Genomic DNA, 19278 nt, shown 5'->3' with positions numbered 1-19278 from the left:
TCCATAGTTAAATTATACCAAAAAAATACGCCATTCTCTTATGAGTTTGACGTATTTTTATTTGTGAGGCTATTTCTTATTCGTTACAGCCTCTTCTTATATATTATGATTTTTTAGATGCCGTCTGAAGATTCTTCCTGAACAACTGGTTTAAATTCATAACGAACTACCTGATCTTTTCCTGTGTTCATAGCCATTTCTGTTAAAGCCCCTAAGTCTTCGATGAAAGAACGGCCCATATTCACTTCGATCAGCATAGGCAGGTTAGTACCAGCTAATACTTCGACATTACCTCTTGGATATCCAACCATTACAGCTGTTTTGAAAGGAGAACCTCCACCAAGATCAGAAAGTACCAAAATACCATCACAATCTTTTAAAGAATCTAAAGCTTTAGTTAATTCTCTTTCTAAGTCTTCCACTGAATATTCCTGTGGAAAGTCAACAGCTACATAGTTTTGTGGATCACCAGCAATTAATTTCAAAGAGCTAGTAAGACCTGTTGCGAAATTTCCGTGTCCAGTTACGATTAATCCTATCATGTTATTTACCTCCAACAATTATTTCTTTGTATATGGGTGCAAGATGACACCTTTTACTACACGGTTAACTTCTCCTGTAGGACATGGATTGTCTGGAGTAGAACCATATGCTAATGATTTGAATAATGCTAAAATCTGCGCAGCTACGATGTAGTTGAATCCTAAGAATGCATTGTCATGTTCATTTTTCAAGTTGCAAGCATATGCATAATCAACTAATTCAACGATTTCTTTATCTTCTTTATTCATGATCGCAGCAATTTTATTGCCTTTACGCTGTGCGCTCATTTCTTTGATCAAATCCACTTCATACTGGCGAGTATATGGATCATCACTAACATAAACAACTGTTAATGTTTCATCATTGATGATTGATTTAGGTCCATGACGGAATCCCATTGGCGTATCAAACATTGTAGCAACTTTACCTGCAGTAAGTTCCAACATTTTCAGCTGACTTTCCTGAGCGATACCTTTTAAGCAGTTTGCTCCAAGGTAAACGATACGGTTGAAATCAAATCCATCAGCGATTTCTTTAAATGTATTCCAATCATTTGCGCAAGTATTTTCAGCAGCTGTGATAACATCTTCTAATTCTGCTTTTACTTCATCCAGATTATCCAAGCTGAAGCATAACAGCGTTGCTAACATCATGTTAGAGAAACTGCTAGTCATAGCAAAGCTTTGATCGTGTGTTTCTGGAGTTAAATTGATAGCATATGCATTATCACGTTTTGCAGCTGCTTTACTCAAAGCACCTTCTGCATTACAAGTGATGAATAAGTGATATACATTCTTACCGCATACTTCATCCGCAACATCAACAGCACCTACAGATTCTGGTGAGTTACCACTTCTTCCATAAGATACTAACAGGGTTGGTTTGTCCTGAGATAAATAAGCTTCTGGAGTCGCAACGATATCGGTTGTTCCATAAGATTTTGTTTTGTAATTTGTACGTCTTGCAACATACGTATAAATAGAGTTACCAACAAATTCACTTGTTCCGGCACCTGTCAGAATGATGTCATAATCTTCATTCTTTGTAACATTTTCAATAAATGCCTTTAATTCATCTTTGCTGTCTTCGATCTGTTTGATGGTTTTTCTCCACGTTGCCGGCTGCTGGTTAATTTCCGTTGCAGTGAAGGTTCCCTTCAAACTTTCCCACTGTGCTGAGTCTTTTCCAAAAATCATGTTTCATCGCTCCTTTTCTGAATTTTGAAATCCTTTTCATTACGACTTCATTATATCTCACGATAGTAAAAAAAACAACGCACTGTGCATAAAGTTGTTAAAATGTGCAAAAACCTCACTAATTTTCGATATTGCCTTTTTTATAGCGTTAATTATCCGCTGACAGCCTTAATAAATGTGAAAGAAGCGGATTCTGATATGGGATAAGAAAATAGGCATGCGATGCTTTAAAAAGCATTATTTTCTTTGTATTTCTTTCTTTTAAGGTAGACGAACTTCTTGTTTCCATATATAATAAGCGTTAGAGGTGATTTTTAATGGCTATAAAAGGCAGAAAAACTGCGATGTCAGCAGAAGACAATAAAATAGGCGGTCTTAATGTATATCATGATGAAAAAGGACGTCCGGTATATCTTAACCGTATGAATCATGTAGGTTATGTGTTAACAGATAAAACCAAACCATTCCGTACCTATAGTTCGCGTTTCTTTATCGGTGGCATTGCCGCAATCTTTGCATATATGTTTGAGCTTCCTTTGATTATGTGTATTTTCTTAGGTATTGCAGCATATGCACTCATGGAATTCAAATTCCGTAAATTCCTGCAGACTTTGCCACAGATACCAAATTTCAAACCGGTTAATCACATGGGAACGATACAATCAGAAGCAAATTTAGATGCGAAAAAAATTGTCATCAAAATCTTTTTATTTATCGCTTTATCTGTATTGCTGATCATCAATGCATATCAGCAAGGGTATGAAGGTGTCATCCTGTATCTGAATTGGGCAATTGCCGTTGCCGCTGCTATCATGTGTATAATTGAAATCAGAGCGTTTCTATTCAAGAAAAACAACGTTGGTTAAGAAAAAAAACTGTAATCAAAAGATTACAGCATAAATTCATTGGGAAAGAAGAGAATTCTAAACGGCTATTCAGCCATGTATAAGAATTCTCTTTTTATTTCTTGATTTCGCAAAACAATCTTTTTAAAGCATACGGTATATTACAAAAAAAGCTAAAGATGTTATTTTCATCCTTAACTTTCTAAATATCTTTTGCTTAGGCATCTGCCAGTTTTACACTTGACTACCTTAATAATACTCATGCAGCCATAACGGCTTTTTTAAAATGGCATACGCTTCTTTGGGCGTTTTTGCTTTGGCATTAAACAGCTTATTGAACAATGGATAACTGTTAATGCGGGCCATCATAAAGGCTGAACGTTTAGGTATCGCCAAGGTAAAGATTTTTTCAAGTTTTTCACTTTGACTGACTTCCACGATAATAGCCTCATGATCACCAAGTATCTCTTTCATCATTCGCTGTAAAGCAATCGACTCCATATAAACAGCCTCTTTCACAACAAGATCATTTTTCTGCATTTGATAAATCAAATACCCGCAAAGCGTCCCATGCGCATCACGATATGTTACCAACTGCTTAATTCCCAGAGTCAACTCTTTTAACAATGTTTCATAATAGGCCACATCTCGTTCATAATATCCATCAAAATGACGGATAAATTGCCGATACGCCTTTAACAACTCTTTTGCTTCAGCCTCATGTGCCACTCGCAGTGGTATGATCTTATTAAGGTATTCCCTTTGAATGAGATATTGTTTGCGTTCATATAGTACCTGAAAGCCAAATTGTTCATATAGTCGCGGATTGAATGCTTTCACCAATGTAATTAAATGGTTATGACTCGCCTCATCCAATGCACTGTTCATCAATTCACGCATATGTCCGCGGCGGCGATAATCGGGTAATGTGCTAACTCCTAATATATAAGAGATATTCAATAATTTACCTTGAAACCGCATGACGTGTGTATTCATTTGCAGACTGGAGATAATACGATGATCCTGTTCCTGTACCAAACAAACACCTTCATCAAATAAATGACGGAAATAGAAGCTTAAATAATTACGATTTTGACTTGGATAGGCATGTTTCCATAATTCATAAACCTCAGATTTGTCGTCTCTTCCAGCTTCCTTTACCATGCTTACCACGCTCCATTATCATCTTTTTCTTCCGTTTCTGTATATTCAACATCAATGATATCATCTGTATCACTTGTTCTACGCTGATTGTCATACCTACGATAGTCTTGAAAATCCTCTTGATCATAAGAATCCATATCATCTTCAAACTTTTCCATGTTTTTTTGGATTTTATGTTTCATATATAAAATATAGAAAAATAATGCCAAGACGATGAATAGAATAATCGGTAAAACAATTGGTAAAATCATAAAGAATACATAAAGCAATAAAATAGCTACGATAATATAGATAAGAATGTCCATGATATTCCTCACTTTCATTAAAATATTACAGATTCATTATAATATAAAATCTTTGTTCTGTATATGAAAAGAGGGATTTCTCCCTCTTCTTCTATAATAAGTCTTTTTCGTGTACACCCAATGCTCTCGCAATTGTTTCCACTACCCGCAGCGACACATTCCGAACACCACGCTCAATGTCGGAAATATAATGTTGATGAACATGGCAGAGGGCTGCCAGTTCTTCCTGCGTCAAATGTCGCTGTTTTCTCAAAGAACGCACATTGCGTCCAAAGCGGGCTTCAATACGCAGTCGTTGATCTCCTCTACACTCTTTTTGCCGTCTTTCCAGCTCCTTTTTCGAAACATTGGGGGTACGTGCAATGTATGCCTGCATACACGCTTCCCACCTTTCTAGGTTCTATTGTATCATATTTTTATGACGTAAAGACGACTTTTTCGCTTTTTTATGAAAGCCATAATAGAGCAGCATACCTAACCATAAAAGAGTACATATTCCAAGATATATAGGCCCCTGAAAAGGATAACGTTTATGTTTTTTTTCTATCGTTGGTTTTGCCATCGTCTGTGTTGTTTTTGTTTCTGCTTTCTCCATTTGTTCCTCATATACATATTCAGGATTGCGTATTAATATATAAGCAAGACCCTGTGAAAGCAATTCTTCTTGTATAAGCGTTCCATCCGCAAACAGATATACACTTAACTTTTCATTAATTTGTGTTGTAGGATCTATTTCCATTGTTACATGATCTGCCTCCATTAAAATAGAACAGGTTTTCTTCCAAGCATTCTCATTTTTTAAATGGATATTAAATAAAGAAAGATTTAATTTACTTCCTTGACTCTCTGCTATAATCTGATCTTTTTGGCAGTCACTGATTTGTACTTCATAAGGCGTATTATGTAGAAAAGGAAAAAGTGCAGCTATTAGTATCATGAAGATTTTCATATCATCACCCTTTTTAGTCTGCACTTTTCTATTTAATTTATACCTTGCGGTACTGGTCGGCCATTTCCTTTAATTTTGCCAAGCGATGTTTCATACCTGATTTCGATATGGTTTCATCATATACATCTGCGCAATAATCACATAGCTCTAAAAGGCTAGCTTCCGGTAATTCCTTTCGCGCATAAGCAGCATGCTGAAGCTTTTCAGGCAATGCCTCTAAACCACGATAATTTTCAATCCATTGAATATCTTCCAATTGTTTTTTTCCCGCTGCCATACTTTTCATCTCATTTGCCAGCTCACAATTATCCAAACGTGTCAATGAGTTCATGAAATCTCGTTGAATACGACTATCTTCAAACGTAAAGACTGCATCACTTGCGCCGATATAACGAAGAAAATCACCAATCTTATCACTAGCCTTTAGATAGATTACATCTTGATTGCGGCGTTTGATATATTTTGCCGGCAAATCAAAGCGGTTCATCAGCTTTTGAATAAACTTTGCCAACCCTTCATTGTTGGTACTAATTTCTAAATGATAATTTGCTTTATTCGGTGAATTAACGCTGCCTCCAGCCAAGAAAGCTCCTGCTAAATATGCTCTGGCACAGCATTCTTTACGCAACATACGGCTAGATGGATGAGCCTGCAAACCTTTTTCGGTGAATATTTCCAAATCCTTTAAGATTTCCATTGCTTTATTTTCCACACGTATCACATAGATATTATTTTTTTTCAGTTTCATCTTTTTGATAACAGAAAGTCGTGTAGTTACATCATAACGTTCTTTCACCAATTTATAGATACGTTTCGCCGTTGTGGGATTTTCTGTTTTAATTGTCAGATGCACCCCATCACTAGTGAAATTCATCGTTGAACACATTTGTAAAACAGCGCTCAATTCTGCTTTCATACAGCAAGGATGCAACTCATTCGCCGCTATTTCCGATTTAACTTCCGTCGTAAAAGACATCTACATCATCCTAACTCTTTTTCTATAACTTCCTGAATTACATCTCTAATCTTATCTGAATCATGACGAATCAGCTGATCTTCAAAACTTAAGACATCACGATATAATATTTCATAATCATGCTGCTCTTCCTTTACCTTGACCGGTTCACTTCCCATAGCTAAATATTTATCAAGTAATTCTTTGCTGACAACATTATTATGCGTAATGACAATATCTACGGCATCCGCAAAGGAATGACGCTGTAAAGCCCGAATATGATCTTCAACTGAGAAATGATCTGTTTCTCCCGGTTGTGTCATCGCATTACAGAAATATATCTTTTTTGCTTTATTTCTTTTTAATTCATCCACCACACCATTGACAATCAAATTAGGCATAATGCTTGTATACAAGCTGCCAATGCCGTAGAAAATGATGTCCGCTTCATGAATGGCTTGTAGAGCTTCTCTAGTAGCTTCAACATCATCTTGATAAAAAACCTTTTCAATACGGTTGGAAAACTTAGGGATATTACTTTCACCGCGAACAATCGTTCCATCTTCCATAATAGCGTAAAGCGTAATGACCTGTAAAGAACTTGGTATGATATTTCCACGCACTTTTAAGAATTTTGAAAAGGCACGGATGGCCTCCATAAAACTACCGCTTGTCTGTGTTAAAGCAGTCAAAATCAGATTGCCTAAATTATGACCGCCGACATCACTGTCATCCCCGTCAAAGCGAAAATTCATCAGCGAGGTAAACATCGTTTCTTCCTCTGCCATAGCACACATCACACTGCGGATATCCCCCATAGCGGGGATATGAAATTGTCTGCGAATACGACCTGTACTGCCACCATCATCTGCGACGGTCACAATAGCGCTCAGGTTAATGTCAGGAATCTGTTTTAACCCTCTCAGCATAACCGATAACCCAGTGCCCCCGCCAATGACTGCTACATTTTTCATAGTTTAACCCACTTTCTTATCACGGTGTGATTTATAACAGGTATATTGATCACGATAATGAGAATACAGCCAATTGGTAATTGTCACACTGCGATGATGCCCACCGGTACAACCGATCGCTACCATAATGTGACTCTTATTTTGGTTTTTATATTGTGTGAAAACAAAATCTAAAAAGTTTTTTAAATGTCGGACATATTCTTTTGTCTGATCAAAACTCATCACATAATCATAAACCGGTGCATCATCACCCGTTTGTTTCTTCAGTTCCTCTATATAATATGGATTTGGTAGGAATCTGACATCAAAAACTAAATCTGCATCCATAGGAACTCCGTGTTTATAGCCAAAGGATACAAACGAAATCGAAAAGACACGGCGACTGTCTAACGCCAGCTTTTCCATCAACATGCTCTTTAATTCATGTTGATCCAATTTCGTGGTATCAATATGCATGATGGCATGTTCGCTTAAGGCATCAAACATATCGCGTTCCAATTCAATTGCCTCTTCTAAGGTTTTGGCCTTATGAAAGATGATCATGGGATGATGACGTCTTGTAAATTTGTAGCGCAATAGTAACTTCTCATTGCTGGCATCTAAAAAAACAATATGAATATTCACATCGATATTCTCAAAATACTGTAAAAATTTAGGATAATCCATTGCTGTTGTTGCCAAGGCAATGTTTTTATAGCGTGGATCCGGTTCGGTGTTGATAATTTTTCCCAGTGATGCAATTAACTGTACAGGGAAATTATCAATACAGTGATACCCCATATCTTCCAGAATACCCATGGCAGTCGTTTTACCTGCTCCAGACATCCCGGTTATTAACACAACATTCTGTTCATTCATCTGTATCACCTCGCTATAAGTTTACCACAGCGAGCACACATTCGCTACTTTTTCTCACAAAAGAATCCTCTTTCCCTAATCATAAAAAAGAAGCTGTTTCCTTCTTAGTAATCGGATAAAATCAATTACACGTAACAGCTGCTTTTACTGATTTGCTCTTTATCGAAAATGATATTTATTCTTGCTTTTCACTCAACTCTCCGCTTTTCATAATTAAAACTTTGTCGCAAAGGCAATCAATATCTTCTTTATTGTGACTGGCAATAATAATTATGCATCCCGCATCTCTTAGTTTTTTGAATAAATCTCTAATTCGATAAATACTAATCTCATCCAATGCATTTGTAGTTATGCAACAATGTTTCTACACGATAGAATTTTACAATCATGAAAACCGTTTTAATCACATTCGCAGTTAAGGCCATAATGAATGAACACCCTACAAGCGCCGGGAGGCATTTTTTGAAATATTGTGTTCTTGTCATACGCGTTATTTCAAATGATTTTATTGGTGGGATAAAAATTAATATAAATAAAAGAAACATCAAAATATCTCTTGTGAAAAGACTTGGATCTAATCCTGTAAATATATTAATTTCGTGTTCACTTAATACTTCTCCATAAATTCTATAAAACACAAGATGCCATCTTGTAATTAAAAACAGAATATAAAAAATATAGGTAACTGTAAAAGTACTTATTTGTCTTTTCCACATTTGGTTTCACCTTTCTTCCTGTAAGAAAACTATAGCACGAAAAAAAGCGATTCTTATGGTGATGTCTGAAATAAGGATATTCTTGTCTTAAATAAGAAAAGTCATATCTTTTTTACGGATATGACTTCTTTACCATTATAAACCTTTTATAACATGAAAGGCATGCTGTGCCGCAATTGCACCATCATTGGTTGCCGTTACAACCTGACGTAATTGTTTTTCAATCACATCACCTGCACCGTAAATACCTTTTACCTTTGTTTCACAGTTCTCGTCCACAACCATATAACCACGTTCATTTAGTACAGGCAAATCTGCTAAGAAAGAAGTTGCCGGATCTAAACCAATATATGGGAAAATGCCATGTGTCTCGATTGTTGTTTCAATACCTGTATCAACATTTCTTACTTTTAATCCAACCACTCGATTACCATCATCTATAACAGCAATTGGAATGTGTTTTGGAATGACATGGATTTTAGGATTCTCTCTAATTGCTTTTTGTACGATACTGTCTGCCCGAAATACATCTCGACGAATTATGATATTCACGCGGCTTGCGAATTGCGTTAAGTAATTTGCCTCTTCTAAAGCCGAATTACCGCCACCGATGACACAAACTTCCTGATTGCGGAAAAATGCCCCATCACACACTGCACAATAGGATACACCACGCCCGATATTTTCTGCTTCGCCTGGAATCTTCATCATACGCTCCTGTGTTCCGGTTGCGACAATAACAGCCTTTGCTTCATATACCTCACCATCATCACAGATAACTTTCTTATAATCTCCTGCATCTTCTACCTTGATAACATTCCCATACAGATATTCTGCACCGAATGCCGTAGAATGTTCAAACATATCACTAGCCAGTTTAGCACCGTTTGTTTCTATGGTTCCCGGCCAGTTACTGATTTCATTTGTCTTTACTAACTTACCTCCGGGTGCTCCCATCTCCAGCATAGCCACTTGTAAGCCGGCACGGCTTCCATAAATAGCAGCACTCATTCCCGCAGGGCCAGCCCCGATGATAACTAAATCGTAACGTCGCTCCATTCGTGATCCTCCTTTACCAAATTGATGATCTCTGTCATGTCATGTATTATAGCACAAGGTTTTTCTGCTTTCATCTCTTCTGCTCTTACCTCTTCATATACAAATGCGACGGAATAAGCAGCCATCTTCTTACAAGCCTGTATATCGGTCGGAGAATCTCCTATGTAAATAACATCATCGTGCGGCACATGGAGTTTTTCACATGCTTCCAAAATACCAACTGGGCTTGGTTTGGGCTCGCTGATTTCTTCACCACCTAAGATGACCTCAAAATATGCTTCTAAATCAAATTGCGCTAACCCCATCTTCACGATATCCAACAGTTTATTCGACATGACTGCTAAAGGATAATCATGTTCCTTCAGATAGGCAAGTGTTTCTTTCACATGCGGTATTTCCGTTACATATTCATCATGATGTGCATGATTAAACGCACGATAATAGGCAATGATTTCATCAACTTTTTCGACATCAAAATAACGTAAAAACGATTCTTTTAATGTCGGCCCTAAGAAGGAGTGCAATTCCTCATCCGTTAAGGTATGCTCTGGCAGATACTTTTTAAATGTATGGCGAAAAGAAGCAAAAATAAGTGCTTTTGTATCAACAAGCGTACCATCTAAATCAAAGATAATAGCAGGCTTACGGCGCTTAAATGGCCAAATATTTTTAAACAGGCGGTCAAAGGCACCAAGTATACCTAAGACACCTAATACGACCCCAAGCAAAGACACGACTTGTGCGATACGTAAAGGTCCAAGCATTAAAGAGTCGGTTCTCATTCCTTCCACAAAGAAGCGTACCATACCATACCATGCCAAATAGGCAAAGGCCAGATCACCACGTTTTCTTCTGCCATATTTTTTATAGACAAAAGTAATCAAAAGGAAGCCGACGATATTACCGACACTTTCAAACAAAAAAGTTGGCTGACGATAATATCCGTCAATATACATCTGATCTTTTATAAAGGAAGGCCAATGGGCATAAAAGTCACCACTGACAATTTGTCCATAGGCTTCTTGATTCATAAAATTACCCCAACGACCAATCGCCTGAGCTAGCATTAAATTAGGAAATATAGCATCTGCAATGCGCAAACCATCTATCTGATGACGATGGAAATACCAGACACCAAATAAAGTTCCGGCGATTACTCCACCATGAATCGCCAATCCACCTTCCCATATATAAAAAGCGGAAATAGGATCTGCAGCATATAGATTATTCCATTCAAAAATCACATAATACAATCTTGCCCCAACGATGGCAATCGGCAGCATTAGCAGGAAAAAATTTTCAAATATTTCTTCTTTATAGCCCCATTTGCGAACTTGGCGTAAGGTCAGATAATAAGCTACAAAGGCACCTGTCAAAATGATAATGGCATACCAAGTTATCTGAAACCCACCTATGGCAATAAAAGTTTTCATATCAGGAAAAAACGTCATAACACCCCTCCTAGTTCTCTTGCTTATTGCGTTCAATATAATCTAAAACGCGTTGTTCAAATTCTTTTGCGCTGTCCATACCCATTTCACTCAACATGAAGTTGGTCACGGCAGATTCAATAATCACTGCCATAGAACGTCCTTCACGCACAGGAACAACGATTTTCGGTATTTCTACGCCGAGGATGTTTTCGTGTTTTTTATCTTCTATGCCAACACGATCATAATCCTGATCAGGATCCCATGGTTCTAAAGTAACCTGAAAGTTGATTTCTGTTTTTGGCAATACCGAACTTACTCCAAACATGCGTGCCACATTAATTACACCAATACCACGGATTTCCAGCATGTCTCTTAATAATTCCGGTGATTTACCAATAATCTTATTATGAATACGATAACAATCCACACGATCATCCGCAACTAATAAATGTCCGCGTTTGATCAATTCCAAAGCAATCTCACTTTTTCCCATGCCACTTTCACCGCGAATGAGCACACCTTTTCCATAAATGGATAACAAACCGCCATGCAGACATTCACTGGTTGCCAGTTGTTCATCCAGAAAAGCCACCATATCGACGATTAACCGCCAAGTCGGTGAAGCAGAGCGAAAGATCGGAAAATTCTTTCGCTTTGCACATTTTCGCAATAATTCCGGGCATTCATGATTTTTTGTGATAATCAATGCCGGAGTTGCTTCATTGGTAATAAAGTCAAAGGATTTTCGCTGTTTTGCGACGCTCATCGTCTGAATATAAGCGATTTCCTTATCGCCTAATACCACCAGTCGCTTTACTTGACTGTTTTCAAAAAATCCTGCCAATTCAAGACCGGGACGATTTGTATCCGCGATGGAAATCGGGCGATCCAATGATTTATCATTTCCGGTAATCTGTTCAAAGTTAAATGCTTCCACTAAACGACGTACCGGGCAGCTGATTTTTTCTTCCATGATGACATCCTTTCCTACAGAACTTTTTTCAGATATTGTCCTGTATAGCTGTTTTCCACCTGTGCAACTTCTTCCGGCGTACCACATGCGATGATCGTTCCACCTTCATCTCCGCCTTCTGGACCAATATCGATCACATAGTCAGCTGATTTGATAACATCGAGATTATGTTCAATAACCAAAACAGTATCTCCATTGGATACAATGCGCTGTAATACTTCTAATAAACGTTTGACATCATGACTATGTAAACCTGTCGTTGGTTCATCCAACACAAACAATGTCTTACCAGTAGCCTTACGCTGTAATTCACTTGCTAATTTCACACGCTGTGCCTCTCCGCCGGATAATGTAGTTGCACTTTGCCCCAGCTTAATATAGCCAAGACCGACATCTTTTAAGGTTTGCAGCTTATGTTTTATTTTATGCATATTTGCGAAAAAGTCAATTGCCTCTTCCACACTCATTTCCAAAACATCATAGATGTTTTTTCCCTTATAAGTAACCTGTAAAGTTTCATCATTATAACGCTTACCGCCACATTCTTCACAAGGTACATAAACATCTGGCAAGAAATGCATGGAGATACGTAGGATACCATCTCCCTGACATGCCTCACAACGTCCTCCTTTTACATTAAACGAGAAACGTCCCTTATCATAACCACGCATCTTTGCTTCCGGTGTCTGTGCAAACAGGGCACGAATATCATCAAAGACTCCGGTATAAGTCGCTGGATTACTTCGTGGTGTACGACCGATTGGGTCCTGTGAGATATCAATAATTTTATCAATGTTCTTAATACCTTTGATTTTCTTATGCTTTCCTGCTTTGATACGCGTTCTTCCTAATTCATGCATGATGCCTTTGCTTAAGACTTCATTCACCAGTGATGATTTTCCACTGCCACTGACTCCGGTAACAACAATAAAGGTTCCTAAAGGAAATTGCACATCGACATTTTTCAAGTTATTTTCACAAGCACCGATGACCTCTAACTTTTTCTTATTACCTTTTCGTCGCTCACTTGGTACTTCAATTTTCATCTTACCACTTAAATACTGACCGGTAATGGAATTAGGATCCGCCATTACTTCTTCCGGTGTTCCGGCAGAAACAACTTGTCCGCCATGAATTCCGGCACCCGGACCGATATCGATGATATAATCACTTGCCCGCATAGTATCTTCATCATGTTCAACAACAATCAAGGAGTTTCCAAGATCTCGCATATCCTTTAACGTATTGATCAAACGATCATTATCACGCTGATGCAATCCGATACTAGGCTCATCCAGCACATATAATACCCCACTTAAGTGAGAACCAATCTGCGTTGCTAACCGAATGCGCTGTGCTTCTCCACCGGATAAAGTACCTGCTAAACGATCTAAGGTCAGATACCCCAAGCCGACATTATTCAGGAAACTCAAACGTTCACGAATTTCTTTTACGATTAATTTGGCAATTTCTTCTTCCTGTTTTGTCAGTGTTAATCCTTCCATAAAGACAGCTGCCTGACGCACTGACATCGTCGTCCATTCATAAATATTAATGCCGCCGACACGCACGCTTAAAGCCTGTTCATTTAAACGTCGCCCGCCACAGGTCGGACATGGTGCTTCTGCTAAGAAAGTCGCATACCATTCCCGTGACATCTGTGAACTGGTTTCCATATAACGTCGTTCGATTAAAGTACATACACCTTCGATAAACTCCGTTTTTTTCATCACATTCCCACTGCGTGATTCAAGTTTATAAGAGATCAGATCTTTAGAACCATACAAGACAATATCCAATTCTTTTTTGGTAAAATCTTTGATTGGTTTATCAATACTGATATCATAATAGTTTAATAAAGCCGCAAATTTTTGCCATTCCAGATTTTCCGTATTGACAATATTCTTATAATAAACGATACCACCCTGACGTATGGATTTTGTACGATCCGGTATCAGATATTCAACATCAACCTTTTGGGTAATACCTAACCCTTTACATGTATCACATGCTCCAAAAGGCGCATTGAAAGAAAACAATCGAGGTTCTAGCTTAGGAATGTTAAATCCACAATATTTACAAGAATAATTACTGGAAAACAAGACTTCTTCATGGTTATACGTGACGATTGCCAAGCCATCACTCATCTTTAATGCCGTTTCTAATGAATCATGCAACCGTGAACGATCGCTTCCTTTTACGATACGATCAATCACAACATCAATATTATGTTTCTTATTTTTCTCTAATGCCTCGACATCTTCCAATAGCTTCATTTCACCATCAACTCGCACGCGAAGATACCCTTCTTTACGTAAATGGTCAAATAAATCCTTATGCGTTCCTTTTTGACCATGGACGGCCGGTGATAAAATCGTTAAACGTGTCTTATCTTCCAGCTCCATGATTTTATCTACCATCTGTTTAATTGTCTGAGATGTAATAGGTTCATTATGCGTAGGACAATACGGTACACCGATTCGGGCATACATCAAACGCAAATAATCATAAATCTCCGTTACGGTTCCAACCGTTGATCGCGGATTATTACTCGTCGTTTTCTGATCGATGGAAATGGATGGGGATAATCCTTCAATAGAGTCTACATCCGGTTTTTCACTATTGCCTAAAAACTGACGGGCATAAGCACTTAAAGACTCCACATAACGTCGTCTTCCTTCGGCATAAATCGTATCAAATGCCAAAGATGTTTTTCCTGAACCGGATACTCCGGTCATAATGACAAATTTATCGCGTGGTACCTTAATATCGATATTTTTTAAATTATTCTCACGGGCACCTTTTATATCTATATAATCATGGCTCATATTTCTACCTCCAAACAACTACTATTATACATTAGTATGACCTTTTCGCCTAACTTTTCGCATTCTGAATCGCATTATTTTAAAAAAAACAAAAAATTTGAAAGGTTTTATAAAATAGCATCGTGTTATAGGTGTACAAGGTACTCAAGGAGGAATTTATTATGAAGAAGAAAAAAACAGTCGTCGTAATTGCAGTCGCTGCCACCCTTATACTCTCAATAACTTTATTGAAGGCAAAAGCTGACACCTTTCCACATTTTGGTGTTCATCATGGTTATGAAACACATGAACATTGTGACAATACACAAAAGCATAAAGAAACACACCATGCGATATCTCAAAACAAGGCATCTATAAAAACAGCCACCCCAAAACAAAAAAGCCCTCTTACGCCAACAACGGTGTCCACAAATACTACAAATACGCGTTCAGTAAGCAATAATGATGATTCGCAATATAGAAATCAGCAGCCTTGCGCTAACGAGAATAGACAGTGTCAAAACAACAACCAAACCTTATGCCCAAATTGTCAAAAGCAACATCGTACACAGATACCATGTCCAAACAAAGGTAACTACCAGATGAAACAAACACGTAGCGGAAGAAGTAATCACACTGCTTGTAATAGAGGATATCACGGAAATCACCACTAGGCAAAACAATTAGAATTCAGTATACTAAGAATAAGGGATGAGGAAACCATGCGAAGTGAAGAGGAAATGAGGACAGCGATTCATCGTTATGCGGACATGATTCGCAAAATCTGCTTTATCCATATGAAACAGGAGAGTGATGTGGATGATGTTTTTCAATCTGTCTTTTTGAAATATGCGAAACAATCAAGCTTTCATGATGATGAACATGAAAAGGCATGGCTGATTAGGGTGACCATCAATGAATGTCATGATACTTTAACTACATGGTTTCGCCGTAAGGTCATTTTGAGTGATGAATTGGAAAGTTATGCACCCGGTGTTACTTCTATGCATTCCACAATGTTGGATGCTGTTCTTCATTTGAAACCAAATTATCGCAATGTTATTTATTTATATTATTATGAAGGTTATAAGATTCGTGAAATTGCAGATATTCTGCAAAAGAAAGAAAATACGATTCATACCTGGCTGAAACGAGCAAAAGATGATTTGAAAATCATGCTGGGAGGTGATGATCTTGACTAATCCATTAAAAGACTTAGATCAGCTGCATGCCAGTGAAGAAACGAAAGAAAAAACATTACAGTATGTTTTATCAAAACAACGTCATAAGAAAACATTGCCAATATGGCAAGGAGCACTCGTATGTGCGATCAGTGTTTTGTTGGTTATGCTTTGGCAGCCTTGGAAAGTTGATGATCTTCCAACAAAACCAACTTCACCGGCAGCCATTGCCTCAACCATCACCTTAGATGTGAATCCAAGTATGGAATTATCTGTGGATGCGCAACATCGCATTTTACAAACAAAAGCTTACAATAAAGATGCGAAACAGATTTTAGCGAGCATTGATCTTAAAAACAAAGAACTTGATGAGGCATTAACTTTATTATTTGCGAATGCTACCTATCAGAAATATTTAGCAAATGGTATCTTGGAAGTCGGGATCTATGCCGATGATGCAGCTCTGCAAAAAAGTCTAGAGGAAGAAATTGGCGCTTATCTGAAAAGCAATGCTACGGCAAAACGATATCACTGTGCATCTATTGATTCCAAGACACATGAAGCGGCCAAGACGCATCATACAAGTCAGGGCAAATATCGTGTGATTGAACAAATACGTTCTTATGATGCAGCTTATACAATTGAAGAATTGTCAAACTATAGTATGAAAAAATTATATGCGCTATTAGAACAATACGATGATTCCGCTGTACCTGAAGGCTGTCATAGTGAGCGTGCACATGAGAGTAATCAGGAAACACATCATCAAAACCGTCATCATGGCAATCATGATTAGTCCCTTTAAAAGGGACTTTTGTATTATAAAGTTAGGAGTTAAATCGATTTAATTCCTAGCTTTTTATTATAATACACAAAGAATCACAGTAAAATTAAAAGGATTAACTCCTATACAATATAGGAATCAATCCTTAATCAGTCGGGTGTGATAATCTGTGTCCAACTTTATGGGTTCACTTCAATCCTAAGACTAACTGCTCTGATTGTAATGAAGTGCTTGTATTTTCTTTATCACTTCTTGTCTGTAATTTTCAATATCTAAAGTCCTTTTTCTACCCGCTGTTAAGTGCATAATCGGTAAATCAATTTTTTCAAGATCATTCAACAGCAATAGCGGTTCTTCAAAAACGCAAAACGATTGTCCCGTTTGATAATTGTTGCTTTCTTGATAAATTCTAAAATCCTCGAATAAAAATTCGTTTTGAGGAAGTATGATATTTTTCGCTTCTTCTTTATACAAGTACCTTGCAAAGTTATACAATCCAAATGCAAAAAAGGAAATTTTTCTTGTAAACGGATTTTCGCCATAATCTTTTGATTTTTTATGTGCTTTACAGAGATTAGCTAATTCCAATGAAAATTTCTCCCAATCTTTTTCAAACAATGAAAGGAAAGTGCTTATCACTGCCATTTCTTCTGATGTATGTTTTCCTTGCAAAAATCCTTTGCTTTCTTCAATCACATATTGTTTCCACGCAGGTTCTTGATAATACAGATACATCACTAAATTTGTAATACTGCACGCAGATTTTAACCCATTCTTACTAAGTCCGTTTTCTTTTGGAAATATATTTTCAATATCACGAAAGCGGTTTGCACAGAATATATGCGGTAAAACATTCCAAGCGTAAATGGAATGGTCGCAACTGCTGTTTGTTATTGTGAGTTGTCCCCATGTTACTGCCGAATTGAATGCATTATTTAAGTAGCTCATATCCTTTTCTTGTAATGCTAGATAACTTCCTAAATAAACAATCTTTTTTCCGAAATTTTCATGCAATAATTTCAGCCATATAATAATTTGTTCTTCTTGCTTTTTACTTTGACAGTATTTCATATATTTCTTTAATCGCTCATCAATATATGCGTCCATGTTGGCATATCCGAACATTTTATCCACATTTTGTAAATAAAGTTTTATAAGTTCCTTTTTATCCATAGAGTCCCTCATTTCACTTGTAAAGTTCCGATGTTTACTATATAAATGCTTTAAGACCAAGTAAAATAAGCACAATAGCTATTACTGGAACAGGCATTATACAAATAAGAAATACATTTAATTTTTTCTTTGCCTCGTATGTATCTTCTTGTTTCGTTTTTTTGATTTTTTGCAAAACAATAAATGGAAAAGAAAGAAAAATAAGAACACCTATTAAAATCATTGCAATATTCATTTATATAATCCTCCTTGATAAGTTTATATATTTGCCATGTGAAATAGATACTTTTTATATCACACCTTATAAAATGCAGTTTTACCTTGTAAATACAACGTTTTACGTTTGTAAATGTCTATTGTCTTTTGTTTTTTCTGCCCCCCTTGTTAGATAACGGGGGCTTAATCTTCGCTCGCCACAGGCTCACTCACAGACGAAGTGAACCAGCCACTTGCAAGACATGGCAGAAAAATCCGAGAGATTTTCCTGCCACCGTGTCTGGATCACTCCGTCTCTACAACTAATAATATAGCATAATATAAAACGGGAATTTTTCATATTACTCAACTACATATCCATATTCTGTATGTGGTAAATATCTTACAGTTATTTTATCCCCTATATCACTACCTGTTCCCTAATACTTTAATGAATGTTCTTCTCTCGTTTTATCATCTCTAATATGTATTCTTCTTTCACTATTAGAGTTTTCTCCAGACATTGAGCCTTGTGTGACTTCGCCTGTAACTTCAACTAAATCACCAGAGAGTAAATAAGGTATATCCAAACAACAAGGAACAGTTATCAATATACCGAAAATCTGTGCCCATTATGAATAAAGATTTATTCTGTTTTTTTCCAAAGCCAAACATAAAAAACCTCCTTAGATAAAAAACAAATTGTTTAAAAAATTTATTTATATTTCAATAAGATTATAACATTTACCCAGTATGTAGTCATTACTTTTCTGCTATCTGTCATAATATTTTTTATCCCATGTCTTATCAAGAGTGCAAGCATTGCTTACGCAACAGGCTCTTGACAATTCATGTTCTAAAAAATGATTAATAGTCAAGCAGAAAAAGAATACTTATGCTGTATCGTACCAACAAAAAAGACATCTCATATTCTGTATGAAATGCCATTTTTGCTTTTTTATGCTGTTTTCTTTGTCGTATCAAGGTTCTTTCAATCGTAGTAAATTAGTGGTAAATTTCTTTTATTTTTCGTTTATATTACTTAAAATCCCTGTGATTATGCTGATAATCAGATTTTTGCTCTTTTTTTCACTGAAAAAATGAAAATTATAAGGCAAACCATTTAACATAAGATCAATAATTTAACATGCATCTAGGTTTTGATGAA

The 19278-nt window shown here is 36.9% G+C and carries 19 protein-coding genes and 1 pseudogene; 5 read left to right on the top strand and 15 right to left on the bottom strand.

Going from position 1 to position 19278, the window contains the following annotated elements; genetic code table 11:
- Positions 1 to 113: 113 nt before the first annotated feature.
- Together agaF and EDD61_RS11320 are read right to left on the bottom strand one after the other, a co-directional pair.
- Positions 114 to 542 (bottom strand): PTS galactosamine/N-acetylgalactosamine transporter subunit IIA, encoded by a 429-nt coding sequence (agaF, locus tag EDD61_RS11325; RefSeq protein ID WP_008690595.1) that lies wholly within the window; start codon positions 540 to 542, stop codon positions 114 to 116.
- Positions 543 to 560: 18 nt separating this feature from the next.
- The gene (locus EDD61_RS11320) at positions 561 to 1739 is read right to left on the bottom strand and encodes an SIS domain-containing protein (RefSeq protein ID WP_008690594.1); all 1179 of its coding nucleotides are present in this window, start codon (positions 1737 to 1739) and stop codon (positions 561 to 563) included.
- 317 nt (positions 1740 to 2056) lie between these two features.
- Between EDD61_RS11320 and EDD61_RS11315 the strand changes: the two genes are divergently transcribed.
- Positions 2057 to 2605: a hypothetical protein gene (locus tag EDD61_RS11315; RefSeq protein ID WP_008690593.1), complete on the top strand. Its 549-nt coding sequence runs from the start codon at positions 2057 to 2059 to the stop codon at positions 2603 to 2605.
- A gap of 228 nt (positions 2606 to 2833) precedes the next feature.
- Here the strand turns inward: EDD61_RS11315 and EDD61_RS11310 are convergent, their stop codons facing one another.
- The 11 genes from EDD61_RS11310 to uvrA all read right to left on the bottom strand — a co-directional run bounded on the left by EDD61_RS11310 (position 2834) and on the right by uvrA (position 14798).
- Positions 2834 to 3748 (bottom strand): GNAT family N-acetyltransferase, encoded by a 915-nt coding sequence (locus EDD61_RS11310; RefSeq protein ID WP_008690592.1) that lies wholly within the window; start codon positions 3746 to 3748, stop codon positions 2834 to 2836.
- Between the two features lie 2 nt (positions 3749 to 3750).
- Positions 3751 to 4053 (bottom strand): AI-2E family transporter, encoded by a 303-nt coding sequence (locus EDD61_RS11305; protein WP_008690591.1) that lies wholly within the window; start codon positions 4051 to 4053, stop codon positions 3751 to 3753.
- 91 nt (positions 4054 to 4144) lie between these two features.
- Positions 4145 to 4429 (bottom strand): helix-turn-helix domain-containing protein, encoded by a 285-nt coding sequence (locus tag EDD61_RS11300; RefSeq protein ID WP_008690588.1) that lies wholly within the window; start codon positions 4427 to 4429, stop codon positions 4145 to 4147.
- A 24-nt stretch (positions 4430 to 4453) separates the two neighbouring features.
- On the bottom strand, positions 4454 to 5002 hold the full coding sequence (locus tag EDD61_RS11295) for a thermonuclease (protein WP_008690586.1): 549 nt from the start codon (positions 5000 to 5002) through the stop codon (positions 4454 to 4456).
- A gap of 37 nt (positions 5003 to 5039) precedes the next feature.
- Positions 5040 to 5978: a DNA-binding protein WhiA gene (gene whiA, locus EDD61_RS11290; protein WP_008690584.1), complete on the bottom strand. Its 939-nt coding sequence runs from the start codon at positions 5976 to 5978 to the stop codon at positions 5040 to 5042.
- 5 nt (positions 5979 to 5983) lie between these two features.
- Entirely contained in the window at positions 5984 to 6931 is a 948-nt protein-coding gene (locus EDD61_RS11285) for a gluconeogenesis factor YvcK family protein (protein ID WP_008690583.1), read from the bottom strand.
- A 3-nt stretch (positions 6932 to 6934) separates the two neighbouring features.
- Entirely contained in the window at positions 6935 to 7789 is an 855-nt protein-coding gene (rapZ, locus tag EDD61_RS11280; RefSeq protein WP_008690580.1) for an RNase adapter RapZ, read from the bottom strand.
- 851 nt (positions 7790 to 8640) lie between these two features.
- Entirely contained in the window at positions 8641 to 9564 is a 924-nt protein-coding gene (gene trxB / locus EDD61_RS11270; RefSeq protein ID WP_008978218.1) for a thioredoxin-disulfide reductase, read from the bottom strand.
- Positions 9543 to 11015: a prolipoprotein diacylglyceryl transferase gene (gene lgt, locus EDD61_RS11265; RefSeq protein ID WP_132225450.1), complete on the bottom strand. Its 1473-nt coding sequence runs from the start codon at positions 11013 to 11015 to the stop codon at positions 9543 to 9545. Before lgt ends, trxB begins: the two co-directional genes overlap by 22 nt.
- Positions 11016 to 11025: 10 nt before the next feature.
- A complete protein-coding gene (gene hprK / locus EDD61_RS11260; protein WP_008690570.1) occupies positions 11026 to 11970 on the bottom strand; it encodes an HPr(Ser) kinase/phosphatase in 945 nt (314 codons plus the stop codon).
- Positions 11971 to 11984: 14 nt separating this feature from the next.
- A complete protein-coding gene (uvrA, locus tag EDD61_RS11255) occupies positions 11985 to 14798 on the bottom strand; it encodes an excinuclease ABC subunit UvrA (protein WP_132225448.1) in 2814 nt (937 codons plus the stop codon).
- 161 nt (positions 14799 to 14959) lie between these two features.
- On the opposite strand from uvrA, the gene EDD61_RS11250 reads away from it, so the two are divergent.
- The 4 genes and pseudogenes from EDD61_RS11250 to EDD61_RS14265 all read left to right on the top strand — a co-directional run.
- Positions 14960 to 15451, top strand: coding sequence for a hypothetical protein (locus EDD61_RS11250; protein WP_132225446.1), 492 nt, complete (start codon positions 14960 to 14962; stop codon positions 15449 to 15451).
- Between the two features lie 48 nt (positions 15452 to 15499).
- Positions 15500 to 15979 (top strand): RNA polymerase sigma factor, encoded by a 480-nt coding sequence (locus EDD61_RS11245; protein ID WP_132225444.1) that lies wholly within the window; start codon positions 15500 to 15502, stop codon positions 15977 to 15979.
- Complete coding sequence (locus tag EDD61_RS11240; protein ID WP_132225442.1) at positions 15966 to 16754, top strand: anti-sigma-I factor RsgI family protein; 789 nt, start codon at positions 15966 to 15968, stop codon at positions 16752 to 16754. The genes EDD61_RS11245 and EDD61_RS11240 overlap by 14 nt, the downstream gene beginning before the upstream one ends.
- A 67-nt stretch (positions 16755 to 16821) precedes the next feature.
- Positions 16822 to 16905 (top strand): annotated as a pseudogene (locus EDD61_RS14265) (IS3 family transposase); the annotation flags it as partial.
- A gap of 41 nt (positions 16906 to 16946) precedes the next feature.
- Here EDD61_RS14265 and EDD61_RS11230 read toward each other — a convergent pair.
- On the bottom strand, positions 16947 to 17915 hold the full coding sequence (locus tag EDD61_RS11230) for a hypothetical protein (RefSeq protein ID WP_132225440.1): 969 nt from the start codon (positions 17913 to 17915) through the stop codon (positions 16947 to 16949).
- Positions 17916 to 17952: 37 nt separating this feature from the next.
- Positions 17953 to 18150, bottom strand: a complete 198-nt coding sequence (locus tag EDD61_RS11225; RefSeq protein ID WP_008690564.1) for a hypothetical protein — start codon at positions 18148 to 18150, stop codon at positions 17953 to 17955.
- Between the last annotated feature and the right edge of the window lie 1128 nt (positions 18151 to 19278).

The sequence above is a fragment of the Longicatena caecimuris genome (assembly GCF_004341945.1).
In the GTDB taxonomy this organism is placed as follows: Bacteria; Bacillota_I; Bacilli_A; order Erysipelotrichales; family Erysipelotrichaceae; genus Longicatena; species Longicatena caecimuris.
Note: the sequence above shows the minus strand (reverse complement) of the source record. Positions and strands in the feature narration are given on the sequence as shown.

Bases quoted from the DNA above. Each gene is read 5' to 3' on its own strand.
- agaF (WP_008690595.1), bottom strand. From the start codon at position 542: ATGATAGGATTAATCGTAACTGGACACGGAAATTTCGCAACAGGTCTT.
- EDD61_RS11320 (WP_008690594.1), bottom strand. From the start codon at position 1,739: ATGATTTTTGGAAAAGACTCAGCACAGTGGGAAAGTTTGAAGGGAACC.
- EDD61_RS11315 (WP_008690593.1), top strand. From the start codon at position 2,057: ATGGCTATAAAAGGCAGAAAAACTGCGATGTCAGCAGAAGACAATAAA.
- EDD61_RS11310 (WP_008690592.1), bottom strand. From the start codon at position 3,748: ATGGTAAAGGAAGCTGGAAGAGACGACAAATCTGAGGTTTATGAATTA.
- EDD61_RS11305 (WP_008690591.1), bottom strand. From the start codon at position 4,053: ATGGACATTCTTATCTATATTATCGTAGCTATTTTATTGCTTTATGTA.
- EDD61_RS11300 (WP_008690588.1), bottom strand. From the start codon at position 4,429: ATGCAGGCATACATTGCACGTACCCCCAATGTTTCGAAAAAGGAGCTG.
- EDD61_RS11295 (WP_008690586.1), bottom strand. From the start codon at position 5,002: ATGAAAATCTTCATGATACTAATAGCTGCACTTTTTCCTTTTCTACAT.
- whiA (WP_008690584.1), bottom strand. From the start codon at position 5,978: ATGTCTTTTACGACGGAAGTTAAATCGGAAATAGCGGCGAATGAGTTG.
- EDD61_RS11285 (WP_008690583.1), bottom strand. From the start codon at position 6,931: ATGAAAAATGTAGCAGTCATTGGCGGGGGCACTGGGTTATCGGTTATG.
- rapZ (WP_008690580.1), bottom strand. From the start codon at position 7,789: ATGAATGAACAGAATGTTGTGTTAATAACCGGGATGTCTGGAGCAGGT.
- trxB (WP_008978218.1), bottom strand. From the start codon at position 9,564: ATGGAGCGACGTTACGATTTAGTTATCATCGGGGCTGGCCCTGCGGGA.
- lgt (WP_132225450.1), bottom strand. From the start codon at position 11,015: ATGACGTTTTTTCCTGATATGAAAACTTTTATTGCCATAGGTGGGTTT.
- hprK (WP_008690570.1), bottom strand. From the start codon at position 11,970: ATGGAAGAAAAAATCAGCTGCCCGGTACGTCGTTTAGTGGAAGCATTT.
- uvrA (WP_132225448.1), bottom strand. From the start codon at position 14,798: ATGAGCCATGATTATATAGATATAAAAGGTGCCCGTGAGAATAATTTA.
- EDD61_RS11250 (WP_132225446.1), top strand. From the start codon at position 14,960: ATGAAGAAGAAAAAAACAGTCGTCGTAATTGCAGTCGCTGCCACCCTT.
- EDD61_RS11245 (WP_132225444.1), top strand. From the start codon at position 15,500: ATGCGAAGTGAAGAGGAAATGAGGACAGCGATTCATCGTTATGCGGAC.
- EDD61_RS11240 (WP_132225442.1), top strand. From the start codon at position 15,966: ATGATCTTGACTAATCCATTAAAAGACTTAGATCAGCTGCATGCCAGT.
- EDD61_RS11230 (WP_132225440.1), bottom strand. From the start codon at position 17,915: ATGGATAAAAAGGAACTTATAAAACTTTATTTACAAAATGTGGATAAA.
- EDD61_RS11225 (WP_008690564.1), bottom strand. From the start codon at position 18,150: ATGAATATTGCAATGATTTTAATAGGTGTTCTTATTTTTCTTTCTTTT.